Source organism: Massilia sp. UYP32 (assembly GCF_050434365.1).
In the GTDB taxonomy this organism is placed as follows: domain Bacteria; phylum Pseudomonadota; class Gammaproteobacteria; order Burkholderiales; family Burkholderiaceae_D; genus Telluria; species Telluria timonae.
The window spans coordinates 126,219-139,717 of record NZ_JBNDIK010000016.1; the positions used below are offsets into that span (position 1 = coordinate 126,219).

General features: G+C 69.1%; 11 protein-coding genes. 2 read left to right on the top strand and 9 right to left on the bottom strand.

The annotated features are described in order from the left end of the window. The first annotated feature begins 114 nt into the window (after positions 1–114). The gene (locus ABIB42_RS14450) at positions 115–2,676 is read left to right on the top strand and encodes a hybrid sensor histidine kinase/response regulator (RefSeq protein ID WP_229409857.1); all 2,562 of its coding nucleotides are present in this window, start codon (positions 115–117) and stop codon (positions 2,674–2,676) included. Between the two features lies 1 nt (position 2,677). Here ABIB42_RS14450 and ABIB42_RS14455 read toward each other — a convergent pair whose 3' ends face one another. Next, positions 2,678–4,312 carry a M28 family peptidase gene (locus ABIB42_RS14455; RefSeq protein WP_005668711.1) on the bottom strand — a complete coding sequence of 545 codons (1,635 nt, stop codon included), beginning with the start codon at positions 4,310–4,312 and terminating at the stop codon, positions 2,678–2,680. 95 nt (positions 4,313–4,407) lie between these two features. On the opposite strand from ABIB42_RS14455, the gene ABIB42_RS14460 reads away from it, so the two are divergent. Continuing rightward, the gene (locus ABIB42_RS14460; RefSeq protein WP_005668710.1) at positions 4,408–4,827 is read left to right on the top strand and encodes a putative quinol monooxygenase; all 420 of its coding nucleotides are present in this window, start codon (positions 4,408–4,410) and stop codon (positions 4,825–4,827) included. 29 nt (positions 4,828–4,856) lie between these two features. On the opposite strand, the gene ABIB42_RS14465 is transcribed toward ABIB42_RS14460, so the two are convergent. From ABIB42_RS14465 to kdpF, 8 genes are all read right to left on the bottom strand, one after another. Next, on the bottom strand, positions 4,857–5,129 hold the full coding sequence (locus ABIB42_RS14465; RefSeq protein WP_005668709.1) for a HigA family addiction module antitoxin: 273 nt from the start codon (positions 5,127–5,129) through the stop codon (positions 4,857–4,859). An 18-nt stretch (positions 5,130–5,147) separates the two neighbouring features. Continuing rightward, the gene (locus ABIB42_RS14470; RefSeq protein WP_184234910.1) at positions 5,148–5,426 is read right to left on the bottom strand and encodes a type II toxin-antitoxin system RelE/ParE family toxin; all 279 of its coding nucleotides are present in this window, start codon (positions 5,424–5,426) and stop codon (positions 5,148–5,150) included. 122 nt (positions 5,427–5,548) lie between these two features. Then, positions 5,549–6,241, bottom strand: a complete 693-nt coding sequence (kdpE, locus tag ABIB42_RS14475; RefSeq protein WP_429248545.1) for a two-component system response regulator KdpE — start codon at positions 6,239–6,241, stop codon at positions 5,549–5,551. Continuing rightward, complete coding sequence (locus tag ABIB42_RS14480; protein ID WP_429248546.1) at positions 6,234–8,942, bottom strand: DUF4118 domain-containing protein; 2,709 nt, start codon at positions 8,940–8,942, stop codon at positions 6,234–6,236. Before ABIB42_RS14480 ends, kdpE begins: the two co-directional genes overlap by 8 nt. A 3-nt stretch (positions 8,943–8,945) precedes the next feature. Further along, positions 8,946–9,530 (bottom strand): potassium-transporting ATPase subunit KdpC, encoded by a 585-nt coding sequence (gene kdpC, locus ABIB42_RS14485; protein WP_429248547.1) that lies wholly within the window; start codon positions 9,528–9,530, stop codon positions 8,946–8,948. Between the two features lie 9 nt (positions 9,531–9,539). Beyond that, a complete protein-coding gene (gene kdpB, locus ABIB42_RS14490) occupies positions 9,540–11,648 on the bottom strand; it encodes a potassium-transporting ATPase subunit KdpB (protein WP_005668699.1) in 2,109 nt (702 codons plus the stop codon). Position 11,649: 1 nt separating this feature from the next. Continuing rightward, positions 11,650–13,404 carry a potassium-transporting ATPase subunit KdpA gene (gene kdpA / locus ABIB42_RS14495; protein ID WP_429248548.1) on the bottom strand — a complete coding sequence of 585 codons (1,755 nt, stop codon included), beginning with the start codon at positions 13,402–13,404 and terminating at the stop codon, positions 11,650–11,652. Then, a complete protein-coding gene (gene kdpF, locus ABIB42_RS14500; RefSeq protein ID WP_005668695.1) occupies positions 13,404–13,493 on the bottom strand; it encodes a K(+)-transporting ATPase subunit F in 90 nt (29 codons plus the stop codon). The genes kdpA and kdpF overlap by 1 nt, the downstream gene beginning before the upstream one ends. Positions 13,494–13,499 lie beyond the last annotated feature (6 nt).

Sequence of the window (13,499 nt, forward strand, 5' to 3'; positions counted from 1 at the left end):
GCCGCGCGCCGCGATGTCGCGCCATCGTGGCGTCTGCCACACGCTACCGCGCGCCCAGTGTGCGGCGGCACGATTGCGCGTAGAATCGCCGGTTCAAATGTTCTGGAAAGCAATGTGACTGGCGCCTCCTCCACCATGACCCGCAGGCCGCTGCGGGCCTACCTGCTCTGGCTCGTCCTGGCGACCTTGCTGCCGGGCATGGTCGGCGCCTCGCTATTGTTCATCGATCAATACCGCAAGAGCCGCGCCCAGTACGAACGCAACACCATGCAGACCGTGCGCGCGCTGGTGCACACGGTCGACAGCAAGCTGCTGCAGGCGCAGGCGATCGCCCAGACGCTGTCGACCTTCGACGCGCTGCAAAGCGCCGACTTCGCGCGCGCGCACCGCCAGGCGCGCGAAGCCCTGCAGCTGGCCGACTCCGGCATGAGCGCCGTCCTGCGCGACCGCAGCGGACAGCAGATCTTCAATACCAGCCGTCCGTATGGCGCCACGCTCCCGCTCGAACACACGGTGCAGCTCGAGAGCGTGTTCGCCACCGGCAAACCCTCGATCTCCGAGGTGTTCACCAGCGCCGTGCTCAAGCGTCCCACCGTCAGCATCAACGTCCCGGTGCGGGTCGACGGCCGCATCGCCTATGTGCTGAGCATCGGCGTGCGGCCCGACTACTTCGACGACATGCTGTCGCCCAAGGCGGTGTCGGACGGCGCGCGCGCCTCGGTGGTCGACGCCGCCGGCACCATCTTCGCGCGCAACCTCAGCCCCGAGCTGTTCGTCGGCAAGCGCGTCACCGATCCCCTGTACCGCGCCATCCTGCGCGCGCGCGAAGGCATCGTGCCCTCGGTCTCGCAGGAGGGCACGACGCTGCTGACCTTCTACTCGCGCTCGCCCATCACCGGCTGGCACGTGGCGATCGGCGTGCCGCGCGCGAACCTGAACCAGGCCATGTTCGAGCCGCTGGCGGCGCTCCTGATCGGCATCACCCTGCTGTTCGGGATCGGCCTGTGGCTGGCATGGCAGATCGGCGGCCGGCTGGCCAGCTCGGTCCAGGGCCTGACGGCGCCGGCGGTGGCGCTGGGCAAGGGCGAGGACCCACCGCGCTTCACCCAGGCCTACGTCAAGGAGACCGCCGAGGTGGCCGAAGCGATCAGCGCCGCTTCGCGCCTGCTGGGCGAACGCGCCCAGGCGCTGGCGGTCAAGGAAGCCGAGCTGCGCGACGCGCACCGCATGGCGCGCTTCGGCACCTGGCACCTGACGCTGGCGACCGGCGTGGTCGAGACCTCGGAATCGGTGCCATACATCTACGGGCGCGCGCTGCCGCCGTTCACGCAGCAGCGCGGCACCCTGCTGCCCGAGGAATCATGGGAACGCGTCGACGCCCTGCTGCGCGAGCTCGAACGCGACGGCGGCAGCGGCCGCCTGCAGCTGCAGGTGCTGCACGGCGAGGGCCACCGCATCTGGATCGACCTGCACTGCGAAGCCGTGCACGATGCCGAGGGCCGGGTGACGGCGGTGCGCGGCACCATCCAGGACGTCACCGACCGCGTCAACGCCGAGGAAGGCTTGCGCGAAGCCGACCGCCGCAAGAACGAGTTCCTGGCCATGCTGGCGCACGAACTGAGGAATCCCCTGGCCCCGATCGCCTCGGGCGCCCAGTTGCTGGGCCAGGACGGCCTGGATCCGGGCCGCACGCGCCAGATCAGCGGCATCATCGCGCGCCAGGCGCGCCACATGGCCGGCCTGGTCGACGACCTGCTGGACGTCTCGCGCGTGACGCGCGGCCTGGTGGCGCTGTCGAAGGCCCGCATCGACGTCAACGAGGTGGTGCTCGAGGCGCTGGAACAGGTGGGCGAACCGCTGCGCCAGAAGCGGCACCGCCTGGAGACCGCGCTGCTGCCGGCGCCGGCCTGGGTGATGGGCGACCGCAAGCGGCTGGTGCAGGTGGTCGGCAACCTGCTGCACAACGCGGTCAAGTTCACCGCCTCGGGCGGCCATATCACGGTCGCGCTCGAACTCGAGGAAAAGACGCTGCGCATTGTGGTGGCCGACAACGGCATCGGCATGCTGCCGCACGAGCTGGAGCGCGCCTTCGAGATGTTCGTGCAGGGCGAGCGCACGCCGGACCGCACCCAGGGCGGCCTGGGCATCGGACTGGCGCTGGTGCGCAGCCTGGTCCAGCTGCACGGCGGCAGCGTGGCGGTGGAGAGCCCCGGGCAGGGCCAGGGCAGCACCTTCACGGTGACCCTGCCGCGCTGCGCCGAGCGCAGCACGGGCGCGCCCGGCGCCGGGCACGGCGTGGCGCAGGCGCCCTCCGCGCGCGCCCTGAGGGTGATGGTGGTGGACGACAACGTCGACGCGGCCCAGGTGCTGGCGATGTATTTCGGCGCCGCCGGCCACGAAGTCGCGGTCGAGCACGACCCGTTCGCGGCGCTGGCGCGCGCCGGGGCGTTCGCGCCCGACGCCTGCCTGCTCGACATCGGCCTGCCCGGCATGGACGGACACGAACTGGCGCGCCGCCTGCGCGCGCACCCTGCCACCTCTGGTGCGCTGCTGGTGGCGGTCACCGGTTACGGCCAGGCCCAGGACCGCGAGGCCAGCCGCCGCGCCGGTTTCGACCATCACCTGGTGAAACCGGTCGACATGGGCGAGCTGGAACGGATCCTGGCGGCAGCCTAGATCAGCGCTTCACGCTGCCGAAGGCTTCGCCCTTCTTCCAGGTCGGCATGGTCGGCGCGTTGGCGACCGCGTAGCCGAGGTTGAGCGTGAACTGGGCCTGCTGCACCATGCCCGACAGATCCCATTCCGATTGATACTCGTCGCTGACCTGGTGGTAGTGGTCCTTGAAGCCCTTGATGTTGGCGCTCGATTCGTGCTGGTGGTGCTCGAACTCGAAGTGGCCGTCGCCCGAGAACACGGCCGAGCCGACGTTGAAGGCCGGGACGCCCGCCTTGGCGAAGGCGAAGTGGTCGGCGCGGAAGTAGGCGCCCGACAGGTCGGGAACGGCCGGCGCGATCTTCAGGCCCATCGATTTCGCCACCTGCTGCGAGGTCTCGTACAGCGAGCTGCGCTCGGCGCCGGCCACGCCGATGTCCCTGGTGCGGCCCACGAAGTTCAGGCTGTCCAGGTTCAGGTCGGCGGCGGTCTGCGCCAGCGGCCACACCGGCTTGGCGACGTAGGCGGCGGCGCCCAGCAGCCCCTGCTCTTCGGCCGCCGGCCACAGGAAGATCTGGGTGCGCTTGGCCGGCTTCTTGACGGCTTCGGCCGCCATCGCCAGCAGCGCGGCGGTGCCCGAGGCGTTGTCGATCGCGCCGTTGTAGATGCGGTCGGCCTTCGGATCGTCACCCGGTTTCGCTTCCGCCATGCCCATGTGATCCCAGTGCGAGGAATAGACCACGGCCTGCTCCTTCAGCTTCGGGTCGCTGCCGGGCACGATGCCGACCACGTTGAACTGTTCGACCGGGCGGATGGTCGAGCGCAGCGCGACCTTGGCGGCCACCTTCAGGTCGACCGGACGGAAATCGCGCCGCTCGGCCTGGGCGCGCAACTGGTCCAGGTCATGGCCGCCGGCGGCGAACAGTTCGCGCGCGGTGTCTTCGTGCAGCCAGCCTTCCATCGGATTGCCGTTGCCCTTGAGGCCGAAGCGCTCGTTGCCGAAGCCGTTGGCCGGCACGCTCCACGGGTACGAGGCGGAGCGCGTGGTGTGGATCAGGAGCACGCCGGCGGCGCCGCGGCGCGCGGCTTCCTCGAATTTATAGACCCAGCGGCCGTACCAGGTGTAGGCCTTGCCGGCGAAGCGGTTCGGTTCCTCGGCAGTGGGCTGCGGATCGTCGACCATCATGACCAGGATCTTGCCCTTGGCGTCCAGGCCCTTGTAGTCGTCCCAGTTTTCCTCGGGCGCGGCGGCGCCGTAGCCGACGAAGACCAGCGGCGCATCGAAGGCCACGTTCTGCTTGCCGCTCTTGGTGCCCATCACGATATCCTTGCCGAGTTCCGGCTTGATGGTCTTGCCGCCAGCCGTGAAGGTGGCGCTGCCCTCGACCAGCTTGCTGCCCTCGATCTCGACCTTCTGGCGATAGCCGCCGCCGGGGATCGGCTGCAGGCCGATCAGGGCGGCCTGGGTCTCGAGGTAGCGCACCGTCAGGTCGCCGCCGCGCTGGCCGGTGCCGCGGCCTTCGAGCAGGTCATCGGCCAGGAAGGACAGATGCGCGCGCAGCGCGGTTTCCGAAATGGCGGACGGCTGCTGGGCGTGCGCTGCCTGTGACAGGGTGAGGACGACGGCGCTGGCGGCCAGGGCAAGGGGATGAAGTCGCATCGATGTTCCGTGACAGTGTGGTGAAAAAGACCATCTTAAACCAACAGGGCCTTATACTGCCGGTAACCCAGGAATGACGCCAGAAGGAAGCAAGCATGCCCATATCACGACGCACCGCCATCGGCTTTCTCTCCGCCATGCCCCTGGCCGGCGCACACGCCTCACCTGCCACCACGACCACCACGACCACCACGACCACCATGGAGAAACCCCGGATGTACGGCTTGATCGGAAAAATGCGCGCCCAGCCAGGCCAGCGCGACGCACTCATCGCCATCCTGCTGGATGGCACCGCCGGCATGCCCGGCTGCCTGGCCTACGTGATCGCGAAGGACGCGCAGGATGCCGACGCCATCTGGATCACCGAGACCTGGACAGACCAGGCCAGCCACAAGGCTTCGCTGTCACTGCCCTCGGTGCAGGCTGCGATCGCGAAAGGCCGGCCGCTGATCGCCGGCTTCGGCGAGCGCTTCGAAACCGAACCGGTCGGCGGCCACGGCCTGTTGAAGAAGTAGACATACTTACCAAGGGCAACAGGAATCTTTCAGGCTGCAATGCGCTCGATATGTGGACGCTCAACCTTGCTGGCAACGTCGAGGTCATATTGCGCCTGCATGCCATACCACATTTCCGCGCTCGTTCCGAACGCTGCGCCAAGCCGAAAGGCCATGTCCGGTGAAACTCCAGCCGAACCGCTCACGACGCGCTGGAGCGTGACACGACTCACACCCATCTTGGCTGCCGCCTCGGTCACGGTGACATCACCGAGGTACTCCTTGATCACCTCGCCGGGATGCGGCGGATTAAACATACGCATTTTTATCCTCCCTGATCCTTAATGATAGTCCTGGTAGTCAACCACAATCGCGTCCGTACCTTCGAACTTGAAGGTCATTCGCCAGTTACCGTTGACCTTAATTGCCCAATGGCCTTTCAGGCTCCCTTGTAGCGGGTGCAATGCCCACGCTGGCGCCCCCATATCCTCGGGCTTGGTCGCATTGTGCAAAGCCGCAAGCTGCAATTGCAGCTTGATGGCATGCGCTGCCTGGATACCGGCCTTACTCCCCGTTTCAAAGAAACGTTGCAGCCCTTTGTGCCTGAAATCCTTTATCATGCGATTTATTGTATCGTGTATCGCCACTAGATACAACACGCTATCGCGGATTCACCCGTTCTCAACATCACCGCACGACTCGACGTTGATGGAGGGCAAGGAAGATCGAAAAACCGGTGCCGCTAGCCGAGCCAAAGTCGGTAGCCCACGCCGGTCTCGGTCAGCAGATGACGCGGCTGGGCCGGATCGGCTTCGAGCTTGTGGCGCAGGTGGCCCATGTAGATGCGCAGGTAGTGGCCGCTCTCGACATGGCCCGGCCCCCACACCGCGCGCAGCAGCTGGGGATTGGTCATCACCCGGCCGGCGTTGGCGGCCAGCACCGACAGCAGGCGGTACTCGGTTGGCGTCAGGTGCACGTGCTCGCCGTTGCGGGTGACCGCGCGCGCCTGCGGGTCGACCGTCACGTCGCCGAAATGGATCGCGCCGTCGCCGCCGGCGCCGCCCTGGCGCTGGCGGCGCAAGGTGGCGCGCACGCGCGCCAGCAGTTCGCCGGTGCCGAACGGCTTGGTCAGATAGTCGTCGGCGCCGGCGTCGAGCGCGCGGATCTTTTCGCCCTCGGCCACGCGCGCCGACAGCACGATGATCGGCACCGTCGACCATTTGCGCACGTCCTGGATGAACTCGATGCCGTCGCCGTCGGGCAGGCCGAGATCCAGCACCACCAGGTCGGGCCGGCGCGTGCCGGCGTCGATCAGCCCCCGCCCCATGCTCGCCGACTCGTGCACCTGCCAGCCTTCCTGCTCCAGGGCGGCGCGCACGAAGCGGCGGATGTGGGGTTCGTCCTCGACCAGCAAGGCGCAGGGGGCGTCAGTCATCGTCTCTTTCCATCGAAGGCGCGTCAAGCGCGGGCGGCGTGCCGGCCGGCAGCGAGAACACGAAGCCGGCGCCGCCCAGGGGCGACGCGCAGGCCCGGATCGCGCCGCCATGCGCCTCCACGATCGCGCGGCAGATCGCCAGGCCCAATCCGACGCCGGGCAAGGCCGACTCGCGTTCGCCGCGCGTGAACTTCTCGAAGATCGCTTCTTCGCTGCCCGGACGCAGGCCGGGACCGTCGTCGACCACCGTGACGTCGATCCAGGCGCCGCGCCGGCCGGCCGCGATCTCGATGCGCGAGCCGCCAGGCGTGTATTTTGCGGCATTCTCGACCAGGTTGCACAGCACCCGCTCGATCAGCACCGCATCGAATCTCACCAACGGCAGATCGGGGGGCAGCCGCACCGCGACCGTGTGATCGCGCAAGGCGGCGCCGCAGGCGCGCAGCGCGCTGCCGACCACTTCTTCGAGCGCCTGCCATTCCAGGTTGAAGCGCACTTCGCCGCTCTCGATGCGCGCCATGTCGAGCAGGTTGGCGACCAGGGCGCCCATGCGCACCGCTTCGTCGTGCAGCGACTGCGCCAGCGCGCGCGGCGTCTCCGGCAGCGCCTCGCCCCGCAGCAGCGATTCGGACAGCCCGACCAGGGCCGTGAGCGGCGTGCGCAGGTCGTGCGACAGGGCCGCCAGCAGCGAATTGCGCAGGCGTTCGGACGCCATGTCCACCAGGGCCGCCTGGGCCACCTCGACATAGTGCACGCGCTCGAGCGCGATCGCGGCCAGCGCCGCCAGCGCGTCGAGCTGGCGCCGCTGCTCGGGCGCCAGCACCCAGCGTCCGCCTTCCGGCGCGATCGCCAGCACGCCGCGGGTGCGCATCGGCGCCACCAGCGGCAGGTAGAACAGGGGACTGGCCGGCAAGGTGTCGGTGCCCAGGCCCGCCGGCTGGGCATGGTCGAAGGCCCACTGCGCCACGCCCGGATCGACGTCGGGCGGCAGCGGCGGGCCCAAGCCGCCATCGTCTGCCGGCGGCATGCCGAGCCGCCCTTCGGCGTCCGGCACCAGCAGGGTGGCGCGGGCGCCGAAGGCATTCTGGATCACGGCGCGGCTCGATTCGAACACCTGCGAGGCCGCTAATACACCGGACAGTTCGCGCGCGAACTCGTACAGCGCGCGCACCCGCCGCTCGCGCTCGCCGGCGGCGCGCGCCTGGAAGCGCAGCCCGGCCGTCAGGTGTCCGGTGATCAGCCCCACCGCCAGCATGACGCCGAAGGTAACCACATACTGGAAATCCGATACCGCAAAAGTGAAGCGTGGCGGCACATAGAAAAAATCGAAGCAGGCCACGCCGACGCAGGTGGCGGTGACCGACGGCGCGCGGCCGAAGCGCACCGCCACCAGCAGCACCACCAGCAGGAACACCATGGCGATGTTGACCAGGTCGAAGCGGCCGCTCAGCGGCGCGGCCAGCGCCGCCGCCAGCAGGCTGGCCCCGGCCGCCCAGGCGTGCGAGGACAGCGGCTGGCGCCGCGGCGGCGCCGGGCGCGCGGCCGTCGCCGCCGGCGGCGCCACCGCCGGCTGGCCGATCTCGATCAGGTCGACGCCCGGGGCCTGGCGCGCCAGGCGGCGCGCGGTGCTGCGGCGCCAGGGCCGGCGCGAGCCGCTGCGCCCGAGGGCGATGCGCGACAGGTTGTGGTCGCGCGCATAGTCGACGGTCTGGGCGGCGACGTCGTCGCCCGACAGCATGGCGGTGGTGGCGCCCAGGTCCCCGGCCAGCGCCAGCGTGTCCATGATGCGCTGGCGCGCGGCGTCCGGCAGCCGCGCCAGGCGCGGCGTCTCGACGTACACCGCGTGCCAGCCGGTGCCGAGCTGGGACGCCATGCGCGCGCCGCTCCTGACCACGTGTTCGGCCAGCCCGCCCGGCCCGACGCACACCAGCAGCCCGGCGCCGGTCTTCCAGATCGCGTCGATCGACTGCTGTTCGCGCCAGGCGCGCACATCGCCCTCGACCCGGTCGGCGGTGCGGCGCAGCGCCAGCTCGCGCAGCGCGATCAGGTTGCCCTTCCTGAAAAAATTGCCGGCCGCGCGCTCGGCCTGTTGCGGCTGGTAGACCTTGCCCTCCTCCAGGCGCGCCAGCAGCGCGTCGGCCGGCAGGTCGACCATGATCACCTCGTCGGCCGCGTCGAACACCCGGTCCGGCACCGTCTCGGCCACGCGGATGCCGGCGATGCCGCCGACCACGTCGTTCAGGCTCTCCAGGTGCTGCACGTTGACGGTGGTGAGCACGTCGATGCCGGCGTCGAGCAGTTCCTCGACGTCCTGCCAGCGCTTGGGATGACGCGAGCCGGGCGCGTTGGAGTGCGCCAGCTCGTCGACCAGGATGATGCCGGGCGCACGTTCGAGCGCGGCGTCGAGGTCGAACTCGTCGAGCTGCCGGCCGCGATGGTCGACGCGCCTGCGCGGCAGCACGTCGAGGCCGTCGAGCAGGCGCGCCGTCTCCACCCGGCCGTGGGTCTCGATCACGCCGACCAGCGGCGCCTTGCCTTCCGCCCGCAGCTTGCGCGCTTCCTGCAGCATGGCGTAGGTCTTGCCGACGCCGGCCGAGGCGCCGAAATAGATGCAGAGGCGCCCGCGCGCGGCGCGCCGCTCGTCCTCGCGCATCTGGGCGAGCAAGGCGTCGGGGTCGGGTCGCTGTTGGTCGTGCGGCATGGTTCAGCGAGTATGCCCGCTTTCGGCGTCCAAGGCCATGTTCAGGGCCAGCACGTTGACGCGCGCCGCGCCGAACAGGCCCAGGAAAGGCCGCTCGGTGTGCGCCTCGACCAGGGCGCCGACCCGCGCCGCCGGCAGCTGGCGCGCACGCGCTACCCGCGCCGTTTGATAGCGCGCGGCGGCCACGCTGATCTCGGGATCGAGGCCGCTGGCCGAGCTGGTGACCAGGTCGACCGGCGCCAAGGCCGTGTTGCCCGGATCGAGCGCGCGCAGCGCCGCGATCCGGCCCTTGACGGCTTCTTGCAGGGCCGGGTTGAGCGGCCCCTGGTTCGAGCCGCTTGATCCGCCGCCGTTATTGGCCATCGGCGCGGTGGCCGAGGGACGGCCCCAGAAATAGCCGGGCGCACTGAACGACTGGCCGATCAGGCGCGAGCCGACCACCTGGCCGTCCTGCTCGACCAGGCTGCCATTGGCCTGGACCGGAAACGCGGCCTGGGCCACGCCGGTGACCAGGAGCGGATACAGCACGCCGCAGGCCAGGGTGAGCGCCGCGAACAGCGCCAGCGCGGGGCGAAGAATCGATTGCATGACAACTCCTTACGTCAGGTTGAAGGCGGCGAGCGCCAGGTCGATCAGCTTGATGCCGGCGAACGGCAGCAGCAGGCCGCCCAGGCCATATACCAGCATGTTCCGGCGCAGCAGCGCGGCCGCGCCGATCGCGCGGTAGCGCACGCCGCGCAGCGCCAGCGGAATCAGGAACACGATGATCAGGGCGTTGAAGATCACGGCCGACATGATCGCGGACGCGGGGCTTGCCAGCCCCATGACGTTGAGCGCGTCCAGGCTCGGATAGGTGGCCACGAACATGGCCGGCACGATCGCGAAATACTTGGCGATGTCGTTCGAGATCGAGAACGTGGTCAGCGCGCCGCGCGTCATCAGCATCTGCTTGCCGATCTCGACGATCTCGAGCAGCTTGGTCGGGTTCGAATCCAGGTCGACCATATTGCCGGCCTCCTTCGCCGCCTGGGTGCCCGAGTTCATCGCCACCGCCACGTCGGCCTGGGCCAGCGCCGGGGCGTCGTTGGTGCCGTCGCCGGTCATCGCCACCAGTTTCCCTTCCGCCTGGTAGCGGCGGATCAGGGCCAGTTTCTCTTCGGGCGTGGCCTCGGCGATGAAATCGTCGACGCCCGCCTCGGCCGCGATCGCCGCCGCCGTCAGCTTGTTGTCGCCGGTGACCATCACGGTCTTGACGCCCATGCGGCGCAGCTCGGCGAAGCGCTCGCGGATGCCTCCCTTGACCACGTCCTTGAGTTCGACCACGCCCATCACGCGCGTGCCGTCGGCCACCACCAGCGGCGTGCTGCCGCGGCGCGAGGCTTCGTCGACGCTGCGCTCGACGTCGCCGGGCCAGGCGGCGCCGATGGACTCCATATGCCGACGAATGGCCGAGGCGGCGCCTTTGCGGATATGGCGCTCCCCCAGGTCGACGCCGCTCATGCGGGTCTGCGCGGTGAACGGCACGAACACCGCGCCCATCGCTTCCATCGCACGCTCGCGGATATTGAAACGGTTCTTGGCCAGCACCACGATGCTGCGCCCTTCCGGCGTTTCGTCCGCCAGCGAGGCCAGTTGCGCCACGTCGGCCAGTTCCTCCTCCGTCACGCCCGGCGCCGGCCGGAAGGCGGCGGCCTGGCGGTTGCCAAAGGTGATGGTGCCGGTCTTGTCGAGCAGGAGCACGTCGACGTCGCCCGCCGCTTCCACCGCACGGCCCGAGGTCGCGATCACGTTGGCCTGCAACATGCGGCTCATGCCGGCCACGCCGATGGCCGACAGCAGGCCGCCGATGGTGGTCGGGATCAGGCACACCAGCAGCGCCACCAGCGCGGTGATGGTCACCGCCTGGCCGCTGCCCTGGGCCTGCACGGCGAAGATCGAGAACGGCAGCAGGGTCACGGTCACGACCAAAAACACGATCGTCAGGGCCACCAGCAGGATCGTCAGGGCGATCTCGTTCGGCGTCTTCTTGCGCGCCGCGCCTTCGACCATGCCGATCATGCGGTCGAGGAAGGTCTCGCCCGGATTGGCCGACACGCGCACCACCAGCCAGTCGGACAGCACGCGCGTGCCGCCGGTGACGGCGCAGAAATCGCCGCCCGATTCGCGGATCACGGGCGCCGATTCGCCGGTGATGGCGCTCTCGTCGACCGAGGCGACGCCGTCGACCACTTCGCCGTCCACGGGAATCACGTCGCCCGCCTCGACCAGGAAGAACATCCCCTTGCGCAGCTCGCTCGAGGCGCAGGCCTGCCACGGCGCGCCATGCGCGGGATTGGCCAGTTTTTTGGCGGTCACGGTCTGGCGCAGGCTGCGCAGCGAGGCGGCTTGGGCCTTGCTGCGGCCTTCGGCCAGCGCCTCGGCGAAGTTCGCGAACAGCACCGTGAACCATAGCCAGACGGCGGTGGCCAGGATGAAGCCCGCCTGTGCCTGCTCCTGTGCCTCGCCCTGCCCTGCCAGCGCCTGGAACCAGAGCAGGGTCGTGATGATGCTGCCGATGTAGACCACGAACATCACCGGGCTGCGCAGCTGGGTGCGTGGATGGAGCTTGCGCAGCGCGTCGACCATCGCCGGCCAGACGAGCGTGGAATCGAACAGGCTCAGGGAGCCGCGTGGCGCCTGGACGGGATTGTGGGATATCTGTTCCATATCATTCTCCAAACAGCTGAAGGTGTTCGACCACCGGTCCCAGCGCCAGCGCAGGGACATAGTTGAGGACACCGACCAGCACCACGACGGCGGCCAGCATGCCGACGAACATGGGGCCATGGGTAGGCAGGGTGCCGGGGGTGGCGGGCAGGCGCTGGCGGCCGGCCAGCGAGCCGGCGATCGCCAGCACCGGCACGATCACCGCGAAGCGGCCGAACCACATCGCCACGCCCAGCAGGGTGTTATAGAAAGGCGTGTTGGCGGACAGGCCGGCGAAGGCGCTGCCATTGTTGTTGGCGGCGGACGTGAGCGCGTACAGGATCTCGGAGAAGCCGTGCGCGCCCGGATTGGCCACGCCGGCGGTGCCCGATGCCGAGGTCACCGCCAGCGCGGTGCCCAGCAAGACCAGGCAGGGCGTGACCAGGATGACCAGCGCGGCCATCTTCATCTCGTAGGCCTGGATCTTCTTGCCCAGGTATTCCGGCGTGCGGCCGATCATCAGGCCGGCGATGAACACCGCCAGGATCGCGAACACCAGCATGCCATACAGGCCCGAGCCGACGCCGCCGAAGACCACTTCGCCGAACTGCATCAGCACCATCGGGACCATGCCGCCCAGCGGCATGAAGGAATCGTGCATGGCGTTGACCGCGCCGCACGATGCGGCCGTGGTCATCACCGCGAACAGGCTCGACGCGGCGATGCCGAAGCGCGTTTCCTTGCCTTCCATATTGCCGCCCGCCTGCAGGCTGCTCGCGACCTGGTCGACGCCCAGCGGGGTCAGGAGCGGATTGGCCTGCTGCTCGGCGGCGAAGGCGGCGACGGCGGCGATGACGAACAGCAGCGTCATCGTCCCCAGCACCGCCCAGCCCTGGCGGATATCGCCCACCATGTGGCCGAAGGTGAAGCACAGCGCGGCCGGGATCAGGAAGATGGCGACCATCTGCGCGAAGTTGGTGAGCGCATTCGGGTTCTCGAGCGGGTGCGCGGAATTGGCGTTGAAGTAACCGCCGCCATTCGTGCCCAGCATCTTGATGGCTTCCTGCGAAGCGACGGGGCCCATCGGGATGACCTGGGTGTCCGCACGCGTTTCTGTCGCATCGACCATGTAGGTCACCGGCTCGAGCAGGCGCGCCTCGGCGTGCCCCGACAGGCTCTGCACCACGCCCTGCCCGGCCAGGAACACCGCGAGCATCAGCGACAGCGGCAGCAGCACGTACAGGGTCGAGCGGGTCAGGTCGACCCAGAAGTTGCCGATCGCACCGCTCGATCGCGCGGCGAAGCCGCGGATCAGCGCGAACACGACGGCGATGCCGGTGGCGGCCGAGAAGAAGTTCTGGCCGGCCAGGCCCACCATCTGGGTCAGGATGCTCATGGTCTGCTCGCCGCTATAGCCCTGCCAGTTGGTGTTGGCGACGAAGCTGATGGCGGTATTGAAGCTCGAGTCCGGGCTGACGTTGGCCATGCCCTCGGGGTTGAGCGGCAGCCAGGCCTGGAGGCGCTGCAGCGCGTAGACGAACAGCGCGCCGACGGTGTTGAAGGCGATCAGCGCCAGCGCGTAGGCTTTCCAGTCCTGGGCGCTTGATGCGGCCGGGCCGGCTAGGCGGTACAGCGCGCCTTCGATGCCGGCGGCCCAGCCCAGGCCGGGCACCTTGCCGTCCGCGGCGACGCGGGCGATGAAGCGGCCCAGCGGCCAGGCGAGCAGGAGCAGCACCAGCAGGAAGGCGGCCAGGAGGACGATGAATTCGGTGGTCATCACAATTCCTCCGGCTTGAACAGGGCCACCAGCAGGTAGACCAGCAGCGCGGCAGCGGCCAGGCCGCCGATCACGTAGGACAGATTCATGGCTTG

Bases quoted from the DNA above. Each gene is read 5' to 3' on its own strand.
- ABIB42_RS14455 (WP_005668711.1), bottom strand. From the start codon at position 4,312: ATGCGACTTCATCCCCTTGCCCTGGCCGCCAGCGCCGTCGTCCTCACC.
- ABIB42_RS14460 (WP_005668710.1), top strand. From the start codon at position 4,408: ATGCCCATATCACGACGCACCGCCATCGGCTTTCTCTCCGCCATGCCC.
- ABIB42_RS14465 (WP_005668709.1), bottom strand. From the start codon at position 5,129: ATGCGTATGTTTAATCCGCCGCATCCCGGCGAGGTGATCAAGGAGTAC.
- ABIB42_RS14470 (WP_184234910.1), bottom strand. From the start codon at position 5,426: ATGATAAAGGATTTCAGGCACAAAGGGCTGCAACGTTTCTTTGAAACG.
- kdpE (WP_429248545.1), bottom strand. From the start codon at position 6,241: ATGACTGACGCCCCCTGCGCCTTGCTGGTCGAGGACGAACCCCACATC.
- ABIB42_RS14480 (WP_429248546.1), bottom strand. From the start codon at position 8,942: ATGCCGCACGACCAACAGCGACCCGACCCCGACGCCTTGCTCGCCCAG.
- kdpC (WP_429248547.1), bottom strand. From the start codon at position 9,530: ATGCAATCGATTCTTCGCCCCGCGCTGGCGCTGTTCGCGGCGCTCACC.
- kdpB (WP_005668699.1), bottom strand. From the start codon at position 11,648: ATGGAACAGATATCCCACAATCCCGTCCAGGCGCCACGCGGCTCCCTG.
- kdpA (WP_429248548.1), bottom strand. From the start codon at position 13,404: ATGACCACCGAATTCATCGTCCTCCTGGCCGCCTTCCTGCTGGTGCTG.
- kdpF (WP_005668695.1), bottom strand. From the start codon at position 13,493: ATGAATCTGTCCTACGTGATCGGCGGCCTGGCCGCTGCCGCGCTGCTG.